The organism is Enterobacter cloacae complex sp. IR5384, assembly GCF_049237265.1.
Classification (GTDB): Bacteria; Pseudomonadota; Gammaproteobacteria; order Enterobacterales; family Enterobacteriaceae; genus Enterobacter; species Enterobacter cloacae.
Genome location: NZ_JBMKHJ010000014.1, coordinates 1 through 23,054, shown reverse-complemented (window position 1 = coordinate 23,054; position 23,054 = coordinate 1). Strand labels below are relative to the sequence as shown.

25 protein-coding genes are annotated in these 23,054 nt (G+C 52.8%); 12 read left to right on the top strand and 13 right to left on the bottom strand.

The window, feature by feature from the left end; genetic code table 11:
* The first annotated feature begins 69 nt into the window (after window positions 1-69).
* A complete protein-coding gene (locus tag ACOTX3_RS13280; protein WP_020689348.1) occupies window positions 70-996 on the top strand; it encodes a LysR family transcriptional regulator in 927 nt (308 codons plus the stop codon).
* On the opposite strand, the gene ACOTX3_RS13275 is transcribed toward ACOTX3_RS13280, so the two are convergent.
* Window positions 991-1,683: an aspartate/glutamate racemase gene (locus tag ACOTX3_RS13275; RefSeq protein ID WP_013098567.1), complete on the bottom strand. Its 693-nt coding sequence runs from the start codon at window positions 1,681-1,683 to the stop codon at window positions 991-993. The two genes, ACOTX3_RS13280 and ACOTX3_RS13275, sit on opposite strands and share 6 nt — an antisense overlap.
* 135 nt (window positions 1,684-1,818) lie before the next feature.
* Between ACOTX3_RS13275 and ACOTX3_RS13270 the strand changes: the two genes are divergently transcribed.
* On the top strand, window positions 1,819-2,142 hold the full coding sequence (locus tag ACOTX3_RS13270) for a cupin domain-containing protein (RefSeq protein ID WP_048970635.1): 324 nt from the start codon (window positions 1,819-1,821) through the stop codon (window positions 2,140-2,142).
* 40 nt (window positions 2,143-2,182) lie between these two features.
* Here ACOTX3_RS13270 and wzz(fepE) read toward each other — a convergent pair whose 3' ends face one another.
* Window positions 2,183-3,307 carry an LPS O-antigen length regulator Wzz(fepE) gene (gene wzz(fepE), locus ACOTX3_RS13265; RefSeq protein ID WP_013098569.1) on the bottom strand — a complete coding sequence of 375 codons (1,125 nt, stop codon included), beginning with the start codon at window positions 3,305-3,307 and terminating at the stop codon, window positions 2,183-2,185.
* Window positions 3,308-3,715: 408 nt separating this feature from the next.
* Here wzz(fepE) and ACOTX3_RS13260 point away from each other — a divergent pair, with 408 nt between their 5' ends.
* The 4 genes from ACOTX3_RS13260 to ACOTX3_RS13245 are packed head-to-tail and all read left to right on the top strand — an operon-like array spanning window position 3,716 to window position 7,938.
* The gene (locus tag ACOTX3_RS13260) at window positions 3,716-4,606 is read left to right on the top strand and encodes a carbohydrate ABC transporter permease (RefSeq protein WP_013098570.1); all 891 of its coding nucleotides are present in this window, start codon (window positions 3,716-3,718) and stop codon (window positions 4,604-4,606) included.
* The gene (locus ACOTX3_RS13255; RefSeq protein ID WP_013098571.1) at window positions 4,599-5,501 is read left to right on the top strand and encodes a carbohydrate ABC transporter permease; all 903 of its coding nucleotides are present in this window, start codon (window positions 4,599-4,601) and stop codon (window positions 5,499-5,501) included. The genes ACOTX3_RS13260 and ACOTX3_RS13255 overlap by 8 nt, the downstream gene beginning before the upstream one ends.
* A 12-nt stretch (window positions 5,502-5,513) precedes the next feature.
* Complete coding sequence (locus tag ACOTX3_RS13250) at window positions 5,514-6,638, top strand: ABC transporter ATP-binding protein (RefSeq protein WP_058679598.1); 1,125 nt, start codon at window positions 5,514-5,516, stop codon at window positions 6,636-6,638.
* Window positions 6,639-6,651: 13 nt separating this feature from the next.
* Window positions 6,652-7,938: an ABC transporter substrate-binding protein gene (locus ACOTX3_RS13245; RefSeq protein ID WP_048970639.1), complete on the top strand. Its 1,287-nt coding sequence runs from the start codon at window positions 6,652-6,654 to the stop codon at window positions 7,936-7,938.
* Between the two features lie 69 nt (window positions 7,939-8,007).
* Here ACOTX3_RS13245 and ACOTX3_RS13240 read toward each other — a convergent pair whose 3' ends face one another.
* The 3 genes from ACOTX3_RS13240 to kduI form a co-directional block, all read right to left on the bottom strand.
* Window positions 8,008-9,441, bottom strand: a complete 1,434-nt coding sequence (locus ACOTX3_RS13240; protein ID WP_286012102.1) for a sugar porter family MFS transporter — start codon at window positions 9,439-9,441, stop codon at window positions 8,008-8,010.
* A 294-nt stretch (window positions 9,442-9,735) separates the two neighbouring features.
* The gene (kduD, locus tag ACOTX3_RS13235; protein ID WP_013098575.1) at window positions 9,736-10,497 is read right to left on the bottom strand and encodes a 2-dehydro-3-deoxy-D-gluconate 5-dehydrogenase KduD; all 762 of its coding nucleotides are present in this window, start codon (window positions 10,495-10,497) and stop codon (window positions 9,736-9,738) included.
* 63 nt (window positions 10,498-10,560) lie between these two features.
* A complete protein-coding gene (gene kduI, locus ACOTX3_RS13230) occupies window positions 10,561-11,397 on the bottom strand; it encodes a 5-dehydro-4-deoxy-D-glucuronate isomerase (RefSeq protein WP_013098576.1) in 837 nt (278 codons plus the stop codon).
* Between the two features lie 299 nt (window positions 11,398-11,696).
* On the opposite strand from kduI, the gene ACOTX3_RS13225 reads away from it, so the two are divergent.
* Window positions 11,697-12,872: an oligogalacturonate lyase family protein gene (locus ACOTX3_RS13225; protein ID WP_058679599.1), complete on the top strand. Its 1,176-nt coding sequence runs from the start codon at window positions 11,697-11,699 to the stop codon at window positions 12,870-12,872.
* A 107-nt stretch (window positions 12,873-12,979) separates the two neighbouring features.
* Here the strand turns inward: ACOTX3_RS13225 and ACOTX3_RS13220 are convergent, their stop codons facing one another.
* From ACOTX3_RS13220 to ACOTX3_RS13210, 3 genes are all read right to left on the bottom strand, one after another.
* Window positions 12,980-13,663, bottom strand: a complete 684-nt coding sequence (locus ACOTX3_RS13220; protein ID WP_013098578.1) for a porin — start codon at window positions 13,661-13,663, stop codon at window positions 12,980-12,982.
* A 243-nt stretch (window positions 13,664-13,906) separates the two neighbouring features.
* Window positions 13,907-15,085 carry an acetyl-CoA C-acetyltransferase gene (locus tag ACOTX3_RS13215; protein WP_023620438.1) on the bottom strand — a complete coding sequence of 393 codons (1,179 nt, stop codon included), beginning with the start codon at window positions 15,083-15,085 and terminating at the stop codon, window positions 13,907-13,909.
* Between the two features lie 93 nt (window positions 15,086-15,178).
* Window positions 15,179-16,045, bottom strand: a complete 867-nt coding sequence (locus tag ACOTX3_RS13210; protein WP_013098580.1) for a LysR family transcriptional regulator — start codon at window positions 16,043-16,045, stop codon at window positions 15,179-15,181.
* Between the two features lie 105 nt (window positions 16,046-16,150).
* Here ACOTX3_RS13210 and ACOTX3_RS13205 point away from each other — a divergent pair, with 105 nt between their 5' ends.
* Both ACOTX3_RS13205 and ACOTX3_RS13200 read left to right on the top strand, forming a co-directional pair.
* Window positions 16,151-16,612 (top strand): multidrug/biocide efflux PACE transporter, encoded by a 462-nt coding sequence (locus ACOTX3_RS13205; RefSeq protein WP_020687112.1) that lies wholly within the window; start codon window positions 16,151-16,153, stop codon window positions 16,610-16,612.
* A gap of 120 nt (window positions 16,613-16,732) precedes the next feature.
* Window positions 16,733-17,962 (top strand): amino acid permease, encoded by a 1,230-nt coding sequence (locus ACOTX3_RS13200; RefSeq protein WP_127869222.1) that lies wholly within the window; start codon window positions 16,733-16,735, stop codon window positions 17,960-17,962.
* A gap of 39 nt (window positions 17,963-18,001) precedes the next feature.
* On the opposite strand, the gene ACOTX3_RS13195 is transcribed toward ACOTX3_RS13200, so the two are convergent.
* On the bottom strand, window positions 18,002-18,454 hold the full coding sequence (locus ACOTX3_RS13195; protein WP_013098583.1) for an Lrp/AsnC family transcriptional regulator: 453 nt from the start codon (window positions 18,452-18,454) through the stop codon (window positions 18,002-18,004).
* 114 nt (window positions 18,455-18,568) lie between these two features.
* Between ACOTX3_RS13195 and ACOTX3_RS13190 the strand changes: the two genes are divergently transcribed.
* Window positions 18,569-19,180, top strand: coding sequence for a LysE family translocator (locus tag ACOTX3_RS13190; protein ID WP_020687110.1), 612 nt, complete (start codon window positions 18,569-18,571; stop codon window positions 19,178-19,180).
* A 27-nt stretch (window positions 19,181-19,207) separates the two neighbouring features.
* On the opposite strand, the gene ACOTX3_RS13185 is transcribed toward ACOTX3_RS13190, so the two are convergent.
* Window positions 19,208-19,480, bottom strand: coding sequence for a GNAT family N-acetyltransferase (locus ACOTX3_RS13185; RefSeq protein ID WP_013098585.1), 273 nt, complete (start codon window positions 19,478-19,480; stop codon window positions 19,208-19,210).
* A gap of 10 nt (window positions 19,481-19,490) precedes the next feature.
* Window positions 19,491-19,721, bottom strand: coding sequence for a 4Fe-4S mono-cluster protein YjdI (gene yjdI / locus ACOTX3_RS13180; RefSeq protein WP_058679600.1), 231 nt, complete (start codon window positions 19,719-19,721; stop codon window positions 19,491-19,493).
* A gap of 245 nt (window positions 19,722-19,966) precedes the next feature.
* On the opposite strand from yjdI, the gene ACOTX3_RS13175 reads away from it, so the two are divergent.
* On the top strand, window positions 19,967-20,365 hold the full coding sequence (locus tag ACOTX3_RS13175) for a hypothetical protein (protein ID WP_013098587.1): 399 nt from the start codon (window positions 19,967-19,969) through the stop codon (window positions 20,363-20,365).
* Window positions 20,366-20,423: 58 nt separating this feature from the next.
* On the opposite strand, the gene ACOTX3_RS13170 is transcribed toward ACOTX3_RS13175, so the two are convergent.
* Together ACOTX3_RS13170 and ACOTX3_RS13165 are read right to left on the bottom strand one after the other, a co-directional pair.
* On the bottom strand, window positions 20,424-21,038 hold the full coding sequence (locus ACOTX3_RS13170) for an outer membrane beta-barrel protein (RefSeq protein ID WP_058679602.1): 615 nt from the start codon (window positions 21,036-21,038) through the stop codon (window positions 20,424-20,426).
* A 93-nt stretch (window positions 21,039-21,131) separates the two neighbouring features.
* Window positions 21,132-21,761, bottom strand: a complete 630-nt coding sequence (locus ACOTX3_RS13165) for a helix-turn-helix domain-containing protein (RefSeq protein WP_013098589.1) — start codon at window positions 21,759-21,761, stop codon at window positions 21,132-21,134.
* A gap of 533 nt (window positions 21,762-22,294) precedes the next feature.
* Between ACOTX3_RS13165 and ACOTX3_RS13160 the strand changes: the two genes are divergently transcribed.
* Window positions 22,295-22,951, top strand: coding sequence for a LecA/PA-IL family lectin (locus ACOTX3_RS13160; protein ID WP_250116816.1), 657 nt, complete (start codon window positions 22,295-22,297; stop codon window positions 22,949-22,951).
* The last annotated feature ends 103 nt before the right edge of the window (window positions 22,952-23,054 follow it).

Here is a 23,054-nt window from a genome sequence, read left to right as displayed (position 1 = left end):
TAAAAAATATCGTTTTATCGCGAGTCTATGCAAAAATGATATGGACAGTCCTTCGCTTTCAGGTGCCCTATGCCCGCCGTCAACTTACGCCATATTGAGATTTTTCACGCCGTGATGACCGCCGGCAACCTCACCGAAGCCGCGCAGATGCTGCACACCTCGCAGCCTACGGTAAGCCGCGAGCTGGCACGGTTCGAGAAAGTGCTGGGACTGAAACTGTTTGAACGCACCCGGGGCCGGCTGCACCCAACGGTACAAGGGCTGCGTCTGTTCGAGGAAGTGCAGCGCTCGTGGTATGGGCTGGACAGAATTGTCAGTGCGGCGGAAAGCCTGCGCGAGTTTCGTCAGGGCGAACTGTCGATTGTCTGCCTGCCCGTCTTTTCACAATCCTTTTTACCGACGCTGCTGCAGCCTTTTCTGGCCCGCTATCCGGAGGTCAGTCTCACTATCGTGCCGCAGGAATCTCCGCTGCTGGAAGAGTGGCTTTCAGCGCAGCGTCACGACCTGGGGTTAACCGAAACCCTCACCACCCCTGCAGGTACGGAGCGCACGGAACTGCTCACGCTGGATGAGGTTTGCGTGCTTCCTGCCGGGCACCGGCTTGCCAGTAAAGCAATGCTGACCCCCGCTGATTTCCACGGGGAAAATTACATTAGCCTGTCGCAGACCGACAGCTATCGACAACTGCTGGACACGCTGTTTGCCGAACATCAGGTAAAACGCCGGATGGTGGTGGAAACGCACAGCGCGGCCTCGATATGCGCAATGGTACGGGCCGGGGTAGGCGTAGCCGTGGTTAACCCGCTTACAGCGCTGGACTACGCCGGGAGCGAGATTGTGATTCGCCCGTTTAGCCTCTCCGTCCCGTTTACCGTCAGCCTGATCCGCCCCCTGCATCGCCCGGCGTCGGCACTGGTTGACGCCTTTACCGGGCATTTGATTGAGCATGCGCGTGAGGTGGCGCTTCGCTTACCTGACCGGCAAAATCCGTTATGACAGCATAAACTCAACGGCATCGGCAGCATGAATGGCGGCAGTGTCGAATACCGGGATCGGGCTTCGCTCAGCCGGTACCAGCAGGCCGATCTCGGTACAGCCGAAGATCACCCCTTCTGCCCCCTGCCGGGCAAGTTGTTCAATCACGCTGACGTAATACGCCCGGGAAGACTCACTGAAGGTGCCGAGGCAAAGCTCATCAAAAATAATCTGATTAATGCGCGCCCGGTCGGCGTCATCCGGGATCAGGCTTTCGATACCGAACTCACTGCTCAACCGGCCACGGTAAAAATCCTGCTCCATGGTGTAGCGCGTTCCCAGCAGCGCCACGCGACGCATCCCCGCCGCGCCAATCGCGCGCCCGGTCGCATCCGCAATATGCAAAAACGGCAGCGGGCAACGCGCTTCAATGTGCGAAGCGACTTTATGCATCGTGTTGGTACAGAGCAAAATCCCTTCGGCACCGGCACGCTGAAGCCCGAGTGCCGCCTGCGCCAGTATCTCTCCGGCTTTGTCCCATTCACCGCTCGACTGGCACGCTTCAATCTCATGGAAATCCACGCTGTGCAGCAGCAGACTGGCAGAATGCAGTCCCCCGAGGCGCTGCTTCACCCCTTCATTAATTAAACGATAGTAGGGAATGGTCGATTCCCAGCTCATGCCACCCAGCAGGCCGATTGTTTTCATTATCCCTCCTTCTCTGTTTATCTCAGTGAAGCAAACTTGTGATCGCGTTTCCAGTTCTTTGTCGCGCCGTTTCTTTTTAAAAGAAGGTGATATAAATTAAATGAAACAATATTTCATTTTATGACGAGGGAAAGCATGTTTATTTTCCACAACGAGACCACGCTTGACGATCTGGGTAACGGCGTAACCCGTCGGATCCTGGCCCATAGCGGTAAGATGATGGCGGTTGAAGTGAATTTCGCCCAGGGCGCGATTGGCCCGATGCATAGCCATCCGCATGAACAGCTAACCTATGTGCTGTCCGGTGAGTTCGAATTCACCATTGGTGAAGAGAAGCATATTGTCAGGGCCGGCGATACGCTCTACAAAGCGCCGCATGTCATGCACGGCTGCGTATGTCTTCAACCCGGCACCCTGCTGGATACCTTTACCCCCGTACGGGAAGATTATTTGCAATAAAAAAGGGCGCTGATTTCAGCGCCCTTTTTCTCTGCGTCAGTTATTCCGCTACCGGCTCTGGCAGCGGGTTACGGCTAAGCATCGCTTCACGAAGCAGCACGCTACCGCAGGCGAACAGCCCACCCAGGATCCCCGCCAGCATGACAATCAGCGCTTTCCCCGGGCCATCTTTTTTCACCGGCATGGAAGGTGAAAGCTGATACTTGAAGGGTTCCAGTTTAACGTCTTCAACGGAGAGTTTTTTCAGCTGCGCCAGATAGTATTCACGGTTCTGGAAGTCTGCATTCAGCTCAGACACATCCTTAAGATTTTTCTCAATCTGCAATTTCTGCGCGATACCGTCAGCGCCCAGGGCAACGGAGTAATCCGGATCGTCTTTTACGGCCTGTCCGTTGCTGTAGACAGGTTTCTTAATACCCGCCGCGTTAGCCACTTCCAGCGAATAGTTAAGACGCTGCAGATTGGTGTTGTGAATATTGGTCAGACGCACCCGATCCAGATCCAGCTGCTGCTCTACCACCTTCGTTTTCAGGGCGAGCTGGTTACGGATATTCAGCATGATCTCTTGCTCGACAATCGCGGCAATATACTTGATATACCCTTCCAGAACGGTTTGCGCATCTCCCGCCGTGGGGGCGGTGAAGCTGAGCGTCCAGGAGACGTAAGGCGCTTTATCCGCGTCTTTTACCTGAGTGTTATCAATCGCTTTCATCTTCTCAGAGATATTGACCACCGCACGATGCAGCTCCAGCGGATCCACGTTTGTCCCTTCAAGCTGTGACATAACGTAAGGGGAGGATTTCATATACTCTTCAAGCAATGACTGCGACTGAAACTTTTTGATAAACAGTCCAAACACTTCATCACGGGACACTTTTACGTCCACATCCAGAACCTGGAGTGCCACCATCATCTGGCGCAGCGGGTTCCACTGCGTCTGTTCGGCAGGCGTGATCACCGCTTTACTGGTCCATTTCTGCGGCAGTAAAAAGGCAATCGCCAGTCCGGCCAGCGCAAACGCGAACGCAATTGCGATGATGCGTTTTTTGGCGGCAAGCAGGATGTCTAACAGCCCCAAAAGGTCGATTTCTTTAGTGCTGACAGCCGGGGTGGCATAAGAAGGAAAATCGAGGTCCGTGTTTTTTTTGAAATCCATCGCTGACATAGACGTTCTTCTGTTAAGAGTGCAGGTAATTTCTGCCTCGTGAGTTCAAGTGGTCCGATGATACAAGAAAGTAAGAATAATCTGAACGCGATATTGATCTATCTGTGTACTGGCTATCAAAGTTGGTAGTTAGTACCTTTCCGGTATTATTGTTATTAATCATCCGCTTTTCTTTCTGCTTACATGCAAGACCTGCCTTGATCGCCAGAAATAGCGGCAAAATGCCACCCTCCTCACTTTATTGAAACAGCGTTTCGATGCTGATCACATTTCCATCATTAAGCGAATGACGCGGGAAAAAATAGCCATAATATAAAATAAAACACTGTTTTATTATTCGAAGACTACGGTTCGGATGTCCTGAAACTCATACCGTCATTTCACCCACTGATTGCCAGGTAGGTCTGTATGAATGAAAACAAGCTGCTGGGGCTCGCATGGATATCACCCTACATTATTGGGTTGATACTCTTTACGGCTTTCCCCTTCGTCTCATCGTTTTTCCTCAGTTTTACGGATTACGATTTGATGAGCCCACCGGTGTTTAACGGCATCGAAAACTATCGCTATATGTTTACCGAAGACACGCTCTTCTGGACATCAATGGGTGTCACGTTCGCGTATGTATTTTTGACCATTCCGCTGAAGCTCGCGTTTGCATTAGGGATTGCGTTTGTTCTCAACTTCAAATTACGCGGGATCGGCTTTTTCCGTACCGCTTACTATATTCCGTCGATCCTCGGCAGCTCCGTGGCGATTGCTGTCTTGTGGCGCGCCTTATTTGCGATAGATGGTCTGCTGAACAGCTTTATTGGCGTATTTGGCTTCGACCCGGTGAACTGGCTGGGTGAGCCCTCTCTGGCGCTGATGTCCGTGACCCTGCTGCGCGTCTGGCAGTTCGGCTCCGCGATGGTCATCTTCCTGGCGGCGCTGCAAAACGTTCCGCAGTCTCAGTATGAAGCGGCAATGATCGACGGCGCGTCCAGATGGCAAATGTTCATGAAAGTGACCGTGCCGCTGATTACGCCGGTGATTTTCTTCAACTTCATCATGCAAACCACTCAGGCATTCCAGGAATTTACCGGGCCGTACGTCATTACCGGCGGCGGGCCAACCTACTCGACCTATCTGTTCTCGCTCTACATCTACGACACGGCGTTCAAATATTTCGATATGGGTTATGGCGCGGCGCTGGCGTGGATCCTGTTCCTGGTGGTGGCCGTCTTTGCCGGTATCGCCTTTAAGTCGTCGAAATACTGGGTGTTCTACTCCGCCGATAAAGGAGGCAAAAATGGCTGATATTCAACACCTTTCCACGGCAAGAAGCGTCGCCGAACGCGAGGTTGCCCGTACGCAGCGCAGAGAGAAAATCAACGCCACCGTTCGCTATACGATCCTGCTGTTTGTCGGCCTGCTGATGCTCTACCCGCTGGTGTGGATGTTCTCAGCGTCGTTCAAACCGAACCACGAGATCTTCACTACCCTGAGCCTGTGGCCGGCACATGCCACCTGGGACGGGTTTATCAACGGCTGGAAGACCGGGACCGAGTACACCTTCGGCCATTACATGCTGAACACCTTTAAGTATGTGATCCCCAAAGTGATCCTGACCATTATCTCCTCCACCATTGTGGCGTATGGTTTTGCCCGCTTTGAGATCCCGTGGAAAAAATTCTGGTTCGCCACGCTCATCACCACCATGCTGCTGCCCAGCACCGTGCTGTTGATTCCGCAGTACCTGATGTTCCGTGAAATGGGCATGTTGAACAGCTACATGCCGCTGTACCTGCCGCTGGCCTTCGCCACGCAGGGGTTCTTCGTCTTTATGCTGATCCAGTTCCTGCGCGGCGTGCCGCGTGACATGGAAGAGGCGGCGCAAATCGACGGCTGTAACTCCCTTCAGGTGCTGTGGTACGTGGTGGTGCCGATCCTGAAACCGGCCATTATCTCCGTCGCCCTGTTCCAGTTCATGTGGTCAATGAATGACTTTATCGGGCCGCTGATTTATGTCTACAGCGTGGATAAATACCCGATTGCACTGGCGCTGAAAATGTCCATCGACGTTACCGAAGGTGCGCCGTGGAACGAAATTCTGGCAATGGCGAGCATCTCCATTCTGCCATCCATCATTGTGTTCTTCCTGGCCCAACGCTACTTCGTGCAGGGCGTCTCCAGCAGCGGAATTAAAGGTTAAGAGGGAAATATCATGGCTGAAGTTGTCTTCAATAAACTGGAAAAGGTTTACTCCAACGGCTTCAAAGCCGTACATGCTATCGACCTGAAGATCGCCGAGGGGGAGTTTATGGTGATCGTCGGTCCATCCGGCTGTGCCAAGTCCACCACCCTTCGCATGCTGGCGGGGCTGGAAACCATCAGCGGCGGTGAAGTGCGGATCGGCGATAAGATCGTGAACAACCTCGCACCGAAGGAGCGCGGCATTGCGATGGTGTTCCAGAACTACGCGCTCTACCCGCACATGACGGTGCGCGAAAATCTGGCCTTTGGTCTTAAGCTGAGCAAACTGCCGAAAGAGCAAATTGAGTCGCAGGTAAACGAAGCGGCCAAAATCCTGGAGCTGGAGTCGCTGCTTGACCGCCTGCCGCGTCAGCTTTCCGGTGGACAGGCCCAGCGCGTCGCGGTTGGCCGCGCGATTGTGAAAAAGCCGGACGTGTTTCTCTTTGACGAACCGCTGTCAAACCTTGATGCCAAGCTCCGTGCCTCGATGCGTATTCGTATTTCTGATCTGCATAAGCAGCTGAAGCAGTCCGGTAAACCGGCCACCACTGTCTACGTCACGCATGACCAGACCGAAGCGATGACCATGGGCGACCGTATCTGTGTAATGAAGCTGGGCCACATCATGCAGGTCGATACCCCGGATAATCTTTACCACAAGCCCAACAACATGTTCGTCGCAGGATTCATCGGTGCACCGGAGATGAACATTCGTAAAAGCCAGTTGGTGGAAAAAGCCGGGCAACTGCACATCACCCTCGGCAATGAAACCATGCCGCTCAATGCGCAAACGCAGGAAAAAGTCGCTGCTTACGCCGGTCAGGACGTGTTCTACGGCGTGCGCCCGGAATTTGTGTCGATCTCAGACTCGCCTTTCCCGGATGGGTGCAGCGGCGAAATGGTGCGCGTGGAGAACATGGGCCACGAATTCTTTGTGTACCTGAAGGTAGCGGACAACGAACTGACCGCCAGAATCCCTTCGGAAGAGGCTAAGCCGATGATTGCTAAAGGGCTTAACCGCAAAGTCTATTTCCGCTTCGACATGAATAAGTGCCATATTTTTGACGCAAAAACTGAACTGAACCTCTCTCTCTGATGGAGCAAGAAAAATGAAAAATGTGCTTTTAAGCGCAGCAATCTCCGCGACCCTGGGCCTTACTGCTTTGCCATCGATGGCGCAAACTACCGATTTACGTATGTCCTGGTGGGGCGGTAATGGCCGTCACCAGGTGACGCTGAAAGCGTTAGAAGAGTTCCATAAACAGAACCCGGATATTAACGTTAAGGCGGAATACACCGGCTGGGACGGCCATCTTTCCCGTCTGACCACCCAGATCGCAGGCGGCACAGAGCCGGATGTGATGCAAACCAACTGGAACTGGCTGCCGATCTTCTCGAAAACCGGCGACGGCTTTTACGATCTGAACAAAATGAAAGACGTGATAGATCTAAGCCAGTTTGATGCCAAAGAGCTCCAGTCCACAACGGTCAACGGCAAGCTGAACGGGATCCCAATCTCCGTGACCGCGCGCGTCTTCTACTTTAACGACGAAACGTGGAAAAAAGCGGGCATCAAGTACCCAAAAACCTGGGACGAACTGATGGCCGCCGGTAAAACCTTCGAAAGCAAGCTCGGCAAGCAGTATTATCCTGTCATACTGGAACACCAGGACACGCTGGCGCTGCTGAATTCTTACATGGTTCAGAAATACAACATCCCTGCCGTGGACGAGAAAACCAAAAAATTCACCTACAGCAAGGCGCAATGGGTGGAGTTCTTCCAGACCTACAAAAAACTGATTGATAGCCATGTGATGCCGGACACCAAATACTATGCGTCGTTTGGCAAGAGCAACATGTATGAGATGAAGCCGTGGATCCAGGGGGAATGGGGCGGCACCTATATGTGGAACTCCACCATCAATAAATACTCCGATAACCTCAAGCCACCGGCAAAACTGGTGCTGGGCAGTTACCCGATGCTGCCGGGTGCCACGGATGCGGGCCTGTTCTTCAAACCGGCACAGATGCTGTCGATCGGTAAATCGACCAAAAACCCGGAAGCGGCGGCAAAGCTGATTAACTTCCTGCTGAACAGTAAAGAGGGCGTGGAGACGCTGGGCCTGGAGCGTGGCGTACCGCTGAGCAAAGTGGCGGTTCAGTACCTGACTGAAGCCGGTACCATTAAAGAAAACGACCCGTCGGTTGCAGGCCTGCGTCTGGCGCAGTCGCTGCCTGCAAAACTCAGCGTGTCACCTTACTTTGACGATCCGCAGATTGTGGCGCAGTTCGGCACCTCGCTGCAGTATATCGACTATGGTCAGAAATCGGTGGAAGAGACCGCTGCAGATTTCCAGCGTCAGGCTGAGCGTATTCTGAAGCGGGCGATGCGTTAAAAGTCGACGCCTTACCGGGCCGACAAGGTATTGTAGGCCCGGTAAGCGAAGCGCCACCGGGCGATAACATTACACGCCAATATTACGTAGTTTCTCCCCGCTCATCAGCTTGCGTTCAATATGCTCCAGCGTCACGCCTTTGGTTTCAGGAATCAGCCAGAAGGTCACACCGATAAACACCACGTTCAGTACCGTGTAGAGCCAGAACGTTCCTGCTGCGCCAATGGCATCCAGCAGCGTCAGGAAGGTTGCGCCGATGATCATGTTCGACACCCAGTTGGTGGTGGTGGAACAGGTGATGCCAAAGTCGCGGCACTTCAGCGGCTGAATTTCAGAGCACAGGATCCACACCACCGGTGCGGCGCTCATGGCATACCCGGCGATACACATCATGGTCATCCCGACAGAGAGCCAGGAGAGACCGCTCGAGGCGGTGCCATTATCAAACTGCATCAGACAGTAACCGAGGATCAGCGTACCGAGCGCCATTACGCTAAAGCCAATCTTCAGCGCCGGTTTACGACCGGCTTTATCCACGGTAAATACCGCGATAAACGTGGCAAACATAAAGGTCAGCCCGACCACCAGCGTTGCAATCATCTGCTGTTCAGTGGTGGTGAATCCGGCCATTTTGAAGATACGCGGCGCGTAATACATGATGATGTTCATCCCGGTGAACTGCTGCATCGCCTGCAGCAGCATGCCAAGGAACACCGCGCGACGCACGTTGCGGTTGGCTTTAAACAGCGACCAGCCGCCCTGCTTCAGCTTCAGGCTTTCGCGGATCTCGTTCAGCTCTTCACGCGCTTTCTCTGAGGTATCACGCAGCATGCGCAGCACCTCTTCCGCTTCCACGTGACGACCTTTCTGCGCCAGCCAGCGCGGGCTGTTCGGCAGGAAAATCACCAGTACAATCAGCAACAGCGCCGGCAGCGCCAGCACGCCCAGCATGGCGCGCCAGTTACCGCTGTAGCTGAAGTAAGTATCTGACAGAAACGCCAGTACGATACCCAGCGTGACCATCAGCTGGTACATACTGATCATCTTGCCGCGCACGTTCTCGCTCGCCATCTCCGAGAGATACAGCGGCGCGGTGTAGGAGGCAATCCCGACCGCCACGCCCAGCAGGACGCGGGAGAGCAGCAGCACTTCTACGTTGGTGGCAAACGCAGAGCCAATGGAGCCTGCCACAAACAGGATCGCCCCAACCATCAGGCTATATTTGCGCCCGAGACGGAACGAGAGCCAGCCGTTGAACAGCGCGCCGATGGCCGCGCCAAGCATCATGCTGCTCACCACCCACTCCTGCAGGCGACTGCTCAGCGTAAAGTGATCGGTAATAAACGGTAATGCGCCAGCAATGACGCCGATATCCAGTCCAAATAACAAGCCAGCCACTGCCGCCGCAATGGAGACAAACTGGTTCATGCGGCGAGTATCGCGCAGCGCCGCGGGCATGAGGGTAGAGTCATTTATAGATGTCATAGTTTCCTGCCTGAACAGAGAAATTCGTTAAGTGAAATTACGAGATAGCGAAGAAAAGTGTCAGGCCGGAATTCGCGAAGATATGGATTATTTCGCTATGGCATGGCGATCTGTGATGGACATTACAATTTCAACTCGCGGTGAAATATCGCCATATTTTACTAATTGATTAATATTTAAGTAATAAAACTGTGATGCGTGTCATTTATGATTTTTTAGTATGGATTTTTCATCTTTGTCGATATGGATAATGACAATTTTTGAGCAAAAAAAACCTCCACCCGCAGGCAGAGGCTCTTTCGTCAGCGCGAATTAACGCGCCAGCCAGCCGCCATCAACCGCTACGGTATAACCGTTGATGTAGTCCGACGCCTTCGATGCCAGGAACACCACAGGCCCTTTCAGATCGTCCGGCAGCCCCCAACGCCCTGCAGGGATTCGGTCAAGGATTTCCGCGCTACGCTGCTCGTCCGCACGCAGCTGCTGGGTATTGTTGGTCGCCATGTAGCCCGGGGCAATGGCGTTAACGTTGATATTGTGCTTCGCCCATTCGTTCGCCAGCAGACGGGTGACCCCCATCACTGCGCTTTTTGACGCGGTGTAAGACGGCACCCGGATGCCCCCCTGGAAGGAGAGCATGGAGGCGATATTGATAATCTTGCCGCCATTCCCCTGAGCGATGAAGTGTTTCGCCGCCGCCTGAGACATAAAGAACACGCTTTTGATATTCAGGTTCATCACGTCGTCCCAGTCGCGCTCGCTGAAGTTAATCGCGTCTTCACGGCGGATCAGCCCGGCATTATTGACCAGAATATCGATATGACCGAATTCCGCCACGGCGCGATCCAGCAGGTCAGGAATGGCGTCGATTTTACGCAGATCCGCGGTCAGGCTCAGGAAACGGCGGCCCAGCGCGGTCACGCGCTCGATGGTTTCCGTAGGCTCGACGATGTTGATGCCCACGATATCGCAGCCCGCTTCTGCCAGCCCTAACGCCATGCCCTGGCCCAGACCGGTGTCACAACCGGAAACCACAGCCACTTTACCTTGCAGAGAGAATGCATCCAGAATCATGTTTGTTCCTTACTCTTTCGATGCCTGTCAGCAACAGGCAGATTTATGCTTAACTGCCCGCGACTAGCGCAGATCTTTTACCGCGACGTGGTCCATGTCATCAAAGACCTGGTTTTCACCGACCATTCCCCAGATGAAGGTATACGCCTTCGTCCCAACACCGGAGTGAATTGACCAGCTCGGAGAGATAACCGCCTGCTCGTTATGCATCACGATATGGCGTGTTTCCTGCGGTTGACCCATCATGTGGAATACGCAGGCATCCTCATCCATGTTGAAGTAGAAATAGACCTCCATACGGCGCTCGTGGGTATGGCACGGCATGGTGTTCCACAGGTTGCCCGGCGCCAGCTCGGTCAGCCCCATGCTGAGCTGGCAGGTCTCCAGCACATCCGGAACGAAGTATTTGTTGATGGTGCGACGGTTGCTGGTGAGGTTATCGCCCAGCGTCACCGGGGCTACGTCTGCCGGGGTAACTTTTTTGGTAGGACAGGTGGTGTGAGCCGGGGCGCAGTTGTAGTAAAACTTCGCTGGCGTGCTGCCGTCGACGCTGGCAAAAACCACCTCTTTCGCGCCCTTGCCGACATACAGCGCGTCGCGGTGACCAATTTCGTAGCACTGGCCGTCAACCGTAATGGTGCCCGGCCCGCCAATGTTAATCACGCCCAGTTCACGCCGTTCCAGGAAATAGCTCACGCCGAGCTGCTTACCCACTTCCCCACCCACGGAGACAGTTTTGGTCACCGGCATAATTCCGCCCACAATAATGCGGTCAATGTGGCTGTAGACCATGGTGTAGCGATCGGCTTCGAACACCTGCTCAACTAAAAATTCACTGCGCAGCCCCTGCGTGTCGAGGGTTTTGGCGTGCGCGCTGTGGATGCTTTGTCTGACGTCCACGATAACCTCCAGAATGGATCGTGCCCGAAGGCAGAAAATTAACGAAACATCGTTCCGTTTTAAGGATAAGCACAGTGTAAACGCCCATAATGGGGTTTTCAATTACATTTAAAACATCGTTTCATTTTTTGTGATTCTTTATACCAGAAATGGTGTTCCGATCACGGAAGCGTCAGGATTCGCCGCTTCATCTCCCTCAAACTGACAAACTGCGCGATAAGTCACACTAAATAAAACAGTGTTTTGATAATTTAATACCTACTTTTTAATCTTATTTTTATTGCCGAAAGGAGCGCATTATGGCTAAAGGTATGCGGGTCAAGCTGAACTACGAGATCGGCCGGGATCCGGATACAGGCGTCGAAGTCACGCGTCTGACCCCGCCTGAAGTAACCTGTCATCGCAATTACTTTTACCAGAAGTGCTTCTTTAATGACGGCAGTCATCTGCTGTTCGCCGGAGCGTTCGATGGTCACTGGAACTATTACCTGCTGGATCTGCAGAACGCCGAAGCCGTACAGCTGACGGAGGGCGCAGGCGATAACACCTTTGGCGGATTTCTCTCCCCGGACGATCGCGCCTTCTACTATGTGAAGAACGATCGCACGCTTATGGAGGTCTCTCTTGAGGCACGGGCAGAGCGTGAAGTGTACCGCGTCCCGGATGACTGGGTCGGTTACGGCACCTGGGTGGCGAACAGCGACTGCACCAGCCTTGTGGGCATTGAAATTGCGAAACGCGACTGGACACCGCTGAACGACTGGCAAATTTTCCACGACTTCTTTCATAAAGGGCCACACTGCCGGCTGCTGCGCGTGGATCTGAAAACCGGCGAGAGCTCAATCATTCATGAAGAGAAGAAGTGGCTGGGGCATCCTATCTATCGTCCGTTTGATGACCATACGGTGGCGTTTTGTCACGAGGGACCACACGATCTGGTCGATGCCCGGATGTGGCTGGTCAACGAAGATGGCACCGACATACGTAAAGTCAAAACCCATGCACAAGGTGAAAGCTGTACCCACGAATTCTGGGTCCCGGATGGCTCCGCGCTGGTATACGTCTCGTATCTGAAAGGCCAGCAGGGTCGTTCCATCTGCCGCTTCGATCCACAAACCGGCGTGAATGAGACGATAATGCAGATGCCATCCTGTTCACATTTGATGAGTAATTTCGACGGCACGTTACTGGTGGGCGACGGTTCCGGCACACCGGTGGATGTGAAAGACACCCACGGTTACACCATCGATAACGATCCCTATCTCTACGCCTTTGACGTGGCCAAAAAGCGCTACTATCGCATCGCCCGTCATGACACCTCCTGGGCGACGGTGGAAAATAGCCGCCAGGTCACCCATCCGCATCCCTCCTTTACACCGGACGAGAAAGCGGTGCTATTCAGTTCCGATAAAGACGGTAAACCTGCCCTCTATATTGCGAAACTCCCCGCGCAACCGGATATGTTGTCTGCATGATTTAAAAATGTGTTTCTGTAACTGGCCTTGCCCTCCTTACGGAGGGCTTTTTTTGCTCTGAACGTTTTGCCCGGTGACGCTGCGCTCACCGGGCCTGGAGGGAAATATCAGAAGGAATACGCCACGCCTAAACGGAAGCGGGTCTGACGTTCATCGCTCTCTTTCACACCCACGTTACCCACCTCAACATACGGCGCCCAGTTTTTATCCCATTTATACGCCAGCTTCGCGTTATATTCGGTGGAATAATCTTTATTATTATTACGGACCATCCCTTCCGTACTTTTTGCATAAACATAATTCAGTTCGGTACGCCAGTCTCCCATGACCCAGCCGACCCAGGCATCACCACGGTTAACTTTGTCATCGTCTTTATTAGAGCTCGACGGATAACGGGTATATTCATAACGGTAACGCGCGGCCACGTAAAAGCCATTATCGAAACTGTATTGCAGGTGCAGGTTCGGTTTATAAATGGTACGGCTGTCGTTACTCTCAAGCGTGAACGCGGGAGTCAGCGCAATATTCTCTGTCGCTTTCCAGCGCCAGCTAATTTGATCTTCATGACCGTTACCCACCACATCCGCAAACGGCTGGTCGGCCTTATCGCCACCCGATTTCCATTTCGCTTCTACAGAAAAACCGACGCCATTCGCAAAGCGATGCGAGACTGAAACACGATCTGCATTTGCGCCGCTGTCGATGTATTCATGACGCAGATCGACGGTCACCGCCTGCGCGGCGAAAGAAGTACCAATAAGAGAAGCTACAACCAGAGATTTGTTAAACATGACAAAAACCCTCAATTAAAATAACGTTTCATTTTTATGAAATGGCAGTTTATTTTTTAATAAATGCTATTTTAGTGAGCAAGATCGTAATTATTTGTTTCATTTTTTTCGGTACAAATCGGCGTGATACACGTCAACAAACAAGTGGGATTTAGGCGAAATTAATGGAGGGAGATCACGTCAGGCAGGAATAACGCGCATAAAAAAACCTCCCATCGGGAGGTTTTTTTATGAAGGAAGGGATTAACGTTCGATAGCCAGCGCTACTCCTTGCCCACCGCCGATACAGAGCGTGGCAATGCCTTTACGGGCGTTACGCTTTTTCATCTCGTGAACCAGCGATACCAGAATGCGGCAGCCGGAAGCACCGATGGGATGACCGAGCGCAATCGCACCGCCGTTGACATTCACCCGCAGCGGATCCCACTCCAGCATTTTGCCCACTGAGATCGCCTGCGCGGCAAAGGCCTCGTTGACTTCAATCAGATCCACATCGGAAAGCTGCCAGCCCGCGCGATCCAGGCAGCGGCGGGTCGCATACACCGGCGCGATCCCCATTAATGCCGGATCAACCCCCACGCTGGCAAACGCCTTAATCCGGGCCAGCACGGGGAGATCCAGTTCCTGCGCTTTGCTTTCGCTCATCATCATCACCGCTGCCGCACCGTCGTTAATCGAAGAGGCATTTCCCGCCGTGACCGACCCTTGCGTTTCAAAAGCAGGATTGAGCATGGCCAGCCCTTCTGCGCTGGCATCGGTTCGCGGCTGCTCATCGGTGTCGACGACAATCGTCTGACCGTTCTGGCGCTGGGTGCACACCGGGACAATTTCATCGCGAAAACGCCCGGAATCAATCGCGGCACGCGCTTTCTGCTGCGAGCTCAACGCGTAAGCATCCTGCAGCTCACGGCTTATACCGTACTCACGCGCCAGGTTTTCCGCCGTCACGCCCATATGATAATCATTAAACGCGTCCCACAGCCCGTCATGCACCAGGCTGTCGAGCAGCTGGCTGTTACCCAGCTGCGCGCCGGTGCGGCTGTCGGTGAGGACATGCGGCGCGCGGCTCATGTTCTCCTGCCCACCGGCAATGACCACATCCGCTTCGCCACACTGGATGGCCTGCGTGGCAAGATGCAGCGCCTTTAACCCTGAGCCACAGACGTCGTTGATGGTGATTGCCGAGACGGTGTTGGGCAGGCCGCCTTTTAGCGCCGCCTGACGGGCAGGGTTTTGCCCGGCGCCGGCCGTCAGGACCTGTCCGAGGATCACCTCATCGACTTCATGTGCCGGGATCCCGCTGCGCTCCACCAGCGCTTTCACCACCACGCTACCCAGTTCAACAGCCGAGTGACGCGCCAGCGCTCCCTGAAAACAGCCGATAGCTGTACGCAACGCACCCACTATAACGACATCTTTCATCACCACCTCTGCGTTAAAGGACATGACGATAGTAGAGGATTGTTACTGGCATTTATCTTAATTGTTTAAAAATAGTGAGTTTAATCACAAGGATCAGCGTGCGTCCTGCAGATACTGCCGCAGCCAGCTTCCGGCGACGCCGGGAGGGGATCGTTTATTCCACAGCAGATCGATACCGATCGCGCGAGGCCAGCCAGGAACATTCAACTGCACCAGCGATTTCGCGGCGGCAAATTCTTCCACCAGCGCACACGGCAACACGCACCAGCCAAATCCCTGCACCGCCATACTCAGCAGTAACAGGTAATTCGGTGCCGACCAGACCGGCCCCCGGGCGAGCGTTGCCTCGCGCTCCAGGTAGGTGCTGAGCCGCAGTTCCCGCCAGCCGTGCAGCTCATCGGCCTGCACTTCATGTTGCCCGGCCAGAGGATGCGTGGTCGCGACATAAATCGCCATCCGGGTTTGCATCGGCAACCGGGTGACGCCGATATCGGTCGGGTAAGCGTCACGCGCCTCCGTCAGGCCAACCTGCGCCCTCTCCTTTTGCAGCAGATCGATGACGTCCTCTTCCTCGCCAATCAGGCACTCAAATTCCGTATGGGGAAAACGCTGGTCAAACTGGTTCATCAGATCTTCCAGCACGTCCGGGTTAAGCGTATCAGAGAGGACAAACGTCAGGCGCGCCTCCGTTTGCGCGGTCAACGATACCGCCAGTTCGTCCAGCCGCGTGCTGGCGGCGAGGATCGCCTGGACATAGCCCAGCACCTGCTCTCCCTGAGCGGTTAACACCGGCTGGCGCGCCGAACGGTCGAACAGATCAAAGCCGAGGTCTGCTTCAAGATTGGCAATCGAGGTGCTGATTGTTGACTGGCTTTTACGCAGCCGCCGTGCGGCAGCAGAGAAAGAGCCCGCTGCCACGGTTTCAACAAACGCGGTAAGGGCTTCAGGTGAGTAGCGCATAACCTATCTACTTTATCGATGGATACCATCTTTAATATATCACCTTTAGCGATAAAAATAGGCGCCATCAACGCCCATACCGGCGAATTAACGAGGTCGAAAGCTATGCAACATCAGGATGCACTCCAACGTAAACTGCCGGAGCGGATCTTCCACGCGGTCTGCTTTGAGGGGATTGCCACGGCGATCCTCGCCCCAACGGCAGCGTGGCTGATGCAGCGTTCCGTGGTGGAGATGGGTGGGTTGACCATTATCCTCGCCACTACGGCCATGCTCTGGAACATTATCTATAACTTCGGTTTCGACCGTTTCTGGCCTGTCCAGCGCGTAAAACGCACGGCAAAAGTCCGCGCGCTGCATGCCCTGGGGTTCGAATGTGGGTTTATCGTGATTGGCGTGTCGATTGTCGCTGCGGTTCTTGGCGTCACGCTGCTACAGGCATTCACGCTGGAAATAGGTTTCTTCCTGTTCTTCCTGCCCTACACCATGTTCTACAACTGGGCGTATGACACGTTACGTGAGAAATTCCTGAAGCGCCGTCAGCAGCGACGCGCCCTGGCGGGCTAACTCCCCTCTGGCCGGACGACTGGTCCGGCCAAACTCCGTCGAAGCAACTGCGCTCTCAACGCATAACTATGGTAAATTGCACTCCATTCTGAATGGTTTGCTAGTTGATACGTTGCTCTAATGTCGAAAATTTGGTCAAAAGATGAGACTCTGTGGAGTTTCGCTCTCTATGGCACGGCCGTGGGCGCAGGAACGCTGTTCTTGCCCATCCAGCTGGGCTCCGCAGGCGCTATTGTCCTGTTCATTACCGCCCTTGTGGCCTACCCATTAACCTACTGGCCGCATAAAGCGCTGGCGCAATTTATCCTGTCGTCAAAAACGAAAGGCAATGAAGGGATCACCGGCGCGGTCTCCCACTACTACGGCAGGAAAATCGGGAATCTGATCACCACGCTCTATTTCATCGCCTTCTTCGTGGTGGTGCAGATTTACGCCGTGGCCATCACCAATTCATTAACCGAGCAGCTGGCAAAAAGGATGACGGTGGATACCGCCACTCGCGTGCTGGTCAGTTTTGGCGTGGTGCTGGTATTGAATCTTATCTTCCTGATGGGGCGACATATCACGATCAAAGTGATGGGCTTCCTGGTGTTTCCGCTGATCGCCTATTTCCTGTTTGTCTCCCTGTACCTGACCGGCAGCTGGCAACCCTCACTGCTCACCAGCCAGATGGCGTTTGATCGCCACACTTTGCATCAGGTGTGGATCTCAATCCCGGTGATGGTGTTCGCGTTTAGCCATACGCCGATTATCTCCACCTTTGCCGTCGATCGCCGCGAGAAGTTCGGTGACGCAGCCATGGACAAGTGCAAGAAAATCATGAAGGTGGCGTATCTGATCATCTGCCTGAGCGTGCTGTTCTTTGTGTTCAGCTGCCTGCTCTCGATTTCGCCGTCCTATATTGTGACCGCAAAAGAGCAAGGGGTGACGATCCTGTCAGCGCTGTCGATGATGCCCTCTTCTCCGGCCTGGCTCGGCATTTCCGGCATTATTGTGGCGATTATTGCCATGTCGAAATCGTTCCTGGGCACCTATTTTGGGGTGATTGAAGGGGCGACGGAAATCGTAAAGTCGTCGCTGAATCAGGTCGGCGTGAAGAAGAGCCGCGCCTTTAACCGTGCGATTTCTATTCTGGGCGTGTCGCTGATCACCTTTGCGGTCTGCTGCATTAACCCGAACGCCATTTCGATGATTTACGCCATCAGCGGTCCGCTTATCGCCATGATCCTGTTTATCATGCCGACGCTGTCGACATACCTGATCCCCGCCCTGAAGCCGTATCGCTCCATTGGCAGCCTGCTCACGCTCATTGTTGGCGTGCTGTGCGTGTCGGTGATGTTTGTCGGCTAACCCTCGCGTGCCCGGCCTTCTGCCGGGCGCGTCTGATTTTTACAGTGGAAACGGTCTGTCCTGCACGACCGTTTTCATCACCAGCGTAGAGCGAAGATGCTGTACGCCTGGCATGGCAGAAAGTTTCTCGTCATACAGTTTCTGAAAAGCCGACAGATCGCGGGTGACAACATGCATCAGGTAGTCGGGATCACCAAATAATCGCTGGGCCAGCACGATTTGCGGGATCTCTTCCACCGCCTCTTCGAACGCGCTGACCGCTTTCTTATCACCCTCTTTCAGGGTGGCAAACACAATCGCCAGGAAATTAAACCCCATTTTGGCGGGATCGAGATTGGCGCGATACCCCGTAATGGCTCCGCTCTGCTCCAGCGCACGTACGCGTCGGTGACACGGAGAGAGGCTCAGGTTCACCCGCTCCGCCAGCTCCGTAAGAGATAAACGGCCATCAGCCTGCAGTTCAGCAAGAATTTTTCGATCAATGCTATCCATATGGAAGATTTTCTCAATTTTAGCGTTTTATGAGCATAACATTGAAAACTCATTTCGTACCGATACCGATATTCTTTCTCTCCGGGTAATTCAGGTACAGGAGTTTCACAGACGATGGAAATGAGTATTGTGGCCGGGTTTTGGGTGGTGTCCTTCCTGCTCATCATGACACCGGGTGCAGACTGGGCCTATGCGATCAGCGCCGGGATCAACGGGCGGCGCGTAGTGCCGGCGGTGATGGGGCTGATGTCCGGGCATCTGCTCGCCACGCTGGTCGTAGTGGCGGGCGTGGGTGTGTTGATTGCTCAACATCCACTGGCATTATCAGGGCTGACAATTGCGGGGGCGGTTTATCTGCTGTGGCTCGGCATCACGCTGTTACGCCATCCTGCTGCGCCGGAAAGCACCGTGCAGCATGCAGGAAACTGGAAACAGTGGGCGGTGAAGGGATTATGTATCAGCGGGCTCAACCCAAAAGTCTTCTTACTGTTTCTGGCGTTGCTTCCGCAGTTTACCGATCCAAAGGGAAGCTGGTCGATTGCCACGCAGATGTCAGCCCTGGGTGTGATGCATCTTATCACCTGCACACTGGTCTATTTGCTGGTGGGGTATGGTTCGAAAGCGGTGCTGGCGACCCGTCCGCAGGCGGCACGTGCGGTGAGCATGGCCTCAGGGGGGATTATGGTGGCGATCGCGCTGGGATTGCTGCTGGAGCAGGTGAGATAAAAAAACACCGGCCATCGCCGGTGTTTTTTACGCCCGAATATCGTCATATTCCCGCGTGTTATCAAACTCATGCTTCGCAAACGGACACAGCGGGATAATTTTGCGATTCTCACCGCGCATTTTCTCCACCACCTTCGCCACCAGCTGCTTGCCAACCCCTTGCCCTTTCAGGCTCGGATCGACATCAGTGTGCTCAATAATACTCAGGTGCTCACCTGTGGGTACGAAGACAATCTCTGCGACCTGATTGCCGTTCGCATCGTTCACATAAAACTTGTTATGGCCTTCCAGAATATCCATGGTTCCTCGCTTATTTTTGGCGATACTGCAGCGCACCGCTCGGGCAGGTATCAATCACGCGTACAACGGTTTCCACGTCCACTTCATCAGGAATGATCCACGGTTTACGTTTCAGATTAAACAGCTTTGCGCTGCCGCGAACGCAGTTACCGGAGTGTTTGCAGATCCCGGTATTGAAGTAGACGTCAATTCTCTCCCCGGTATAGGCCCGGTAACCCGCATCCAGTAGTTCTTTATCCATGACATTGCCTCTGTAATTATTATCGTGCTGAATGAAGCATAGCCTTACGGGATCCTGATGGCTATAACGTATAGCGTTTTCTTGCCGGATTGTTTCCCCTGCGTGCATGACTGACGCAGACGGGGTGGTTGCGTCAGCCTGGCTGATTATTCCCGCCGGGATATTTAAAATTAAACAAGTTTAATCTGAAGATGTATCGGTTGTTTACGATAATGTCCGCTCTGCTTATTTAACACGAGTACCCCATGAAGAAACGGTCATTATTACTGACTCTGCTCAGCCTCAGTTTATTAACCGCCTGCAGCGCTTCTGCGCCTGATAAGGTTGAACAAATCCATCATCTGCAGATCCCATTAGTTTTACCCGGAGAAAAACCGCCAGAAATTCCGGCATCGCATATCGCTGCGCTGTATCAGGAAAATAAAGTTCAGATCGACCGTTTAACAGCGCAGTTGAAATCAGATTATTTACAACAGACTACCGCGAAAGATATTTTTACCGAAGATAGCCCTGTTCAGCCGGTCTTCGCCTCGCTGACTAAACTTGAGCAGCTGGAAATGGTTAATCAGCAGTACCTGAAAGATAAAAACGTCACGGGACTGCAAAAGATTAACATTGTCCTTCAACCTTTAGTCACCGGTTAAATGCCAAAAGCCCAACTGCTGAACAGTCGGGCTTTTGTAACGGAAAGGATGGCAAGGATTAATCGTGCTGTCCAAATCGCCATGTCAGACCTGCAGTCACAGAGCTTACGTCACTGCTGACGCCAATCTGGTTGGCATTACCCACGTTGCTTACCCATTGATATTCCAGACGGCCCGCTAAATTTTTGTTAAACGCATACTCCGTCCCGACTGCGGCAAGCGGGCGAACGCCTGTTTCAAAACGATTGTGACCACTTACATCAGATTCAGCACGATAGGCCATCGCTCCGGCACGACCATAGATATCCCAGCTGTCGGTCACGGCATAGCTGGCTTTTAAGGACATCTGTAGCCCCTGGCTTTTCATTTGTGCCCCCGCGCTATGTTTGCCTTTAATCTGCATATTGCCTAAATAATCGTACCCGCCTTCCAGTGCCAGCCACGGAGTCATCTGATAACCCGCGTATACCCCACCACCGACATTATCATGTTCAATATTATACTGGTTCGAGCCATTATTATTATCGCTCGCTTTCGATCCGGTGCTGGCGTCAAAATAGTGTGACCAGCCGAATTTAGCACCGCTATACCAGGTGCCTGTATCTGCCGCTGCAAATGCAGACGTTGCGGTAAAAGCGTTAGCCAGAATTAATGCAACAAGTGTCTTTTTCATAGAAATCCCGTTTACTCTGTTGAATATTTCAGTGAGCAAACGATATCGACAAACACGACAATCGCGAAATCATTTTCTGTTTATTTTTAAATTTTAAAATGACTCTGGCAAATGCCCTACCTCCAGTAAATATCCGCCACGTTTGAACGCGATATATTTACCTTGCTTAAGTGCAGATAATACATTGAGAATACTGCTGCGGGAAAGAAGCGTACGATCCTGAATATATTCCAGAATAGTTGTTCGCATACGCACCTCATCGGGCAGTAATATCATCTCCTGCAGATAGCTGCGAATCACGGAATAGGTGCGCTGCTGCACAACCTGGGCATCACGATAAATGAGATAGGCCGTATGGTACGACAGCAAGGCTGCCACATCCTCCCAGACGCCCTGTTCACGAAATCGCGCGGCGGCTTCATCTGCATCAGCACGCAAAATCAGAGACTCCCGTTCTGCGCGTAGTATATGTCCTTGCGTCGGCTGGATCATCTCGGCAATGCCGAACAGATGAGGCTCAAAAACGCTAACTAACAGCAACCCGTCAGATGCACGCAACAAAGAAAGCTCTCCTTCCTGAAAAAGATACATTTGCTGGCGGCCTTTATGTTTCCAGGTAATCCGCTTACGCGGCGCGAGCTTCACTTTTTCCGCAATTGGTTCAAGTACCGCCGTCAGACGTTCAATGGAGTGTTCAGGGCGAACAGGAGGCAATATATGCATGACACCACCTTTGGGTATTCGATAATGGCCAGTATAGACCACAGCGGCCATCACTCAGACTGGTATGAGGGAAGGAAGGTATATCAGAGGGTATGGCATACGTAAAAAGATAATTAGTTTATTTTTGAACTTTACCCGCATGACACGAGATAAGTATGCCCGATTTCCTGAAGTGCTTACATAATTATCAACGTAAACAATGGGGAGAATAAGCTATTACAAATCGCTGCACTCACCCTCTTATTGCTTAAGATTATTCCTAATTCAGCGATAATTATTTTAATATTTTTAATTGATTACAAAATCGCAACCCTTAATAAAGCTTTTAGCGTTTTGAATTGTATATACCACCTGACTATTCTCATTCCTGCCGATAACAACCGGGTAATGATGATGAGAAGTCTGTGCTTCTCAGGATATTATTTACTCTAATTATCAGGCGGTTAGCAGAACTGAGTGACTAAAATCACGCATTTAGTAAGGACTATCTTTCAATGGCGAAATTCTTCGCCACGCTGTCACAGGAGTCAGACATGAGCGAAAATTTAATCTGGTCAGGAAAAGTTGACGCAAAAAATGCCGAAGGGATAAATACAGGAATTGCCCTCAAAGCGGGAGAGATAATTACCATTCTGGCCAGTGGTTGGGCCAGGAATGGAAGTGAAAATTTTGCGCTTACCGCACCACAGGGGCGTATTCCCCGAGAGGGTGAAACGCTAACGTTACGCAATCCTTCGCTTCAGGCACGCCTTGGTAACGAAAATTATCCGGTTGGTAATCATAAATACCGCTGGTCGGTTCCAGCTGAAGGGATGTTGACGCTGTTTTTTGCCGATGGCAAAGACCAGTACAAAGACAACGCCGGTGAATTCAGCGTTGAAGTGTATCGCGAGGCAGATATTTCCGTCGCTGCGGCAGCTCCGTTTGAAGATTTAACCAACTTTGAGCGCGATAACTGGAATAACTGGCTGGCCGGACCTGCCGGGCACGATCTTTACCTGGTTGACGCCAGCACCCGCGCTGTCGAGTTTATTACCAGACCTAATAAAAACCATGCCGGTGAGATCCTCAAAAAGACGCTGACAGGTCTGACTGCCGGGCATGAATATACCTGGACGGTGAAAATTGCGCGCATCATAGGAAAATATGAAGCGCCAAAGGTTTCGCTGCGTGCTGATGGCAAAGACTGACCTGCTCCCCGTTGATTAGTACACCCCGATGTTAGTAATGTCTTCATAAGCCACATGAGGACATCCCCATGAAGAAGCGTTTTTCCGACGAACAGATCATCAG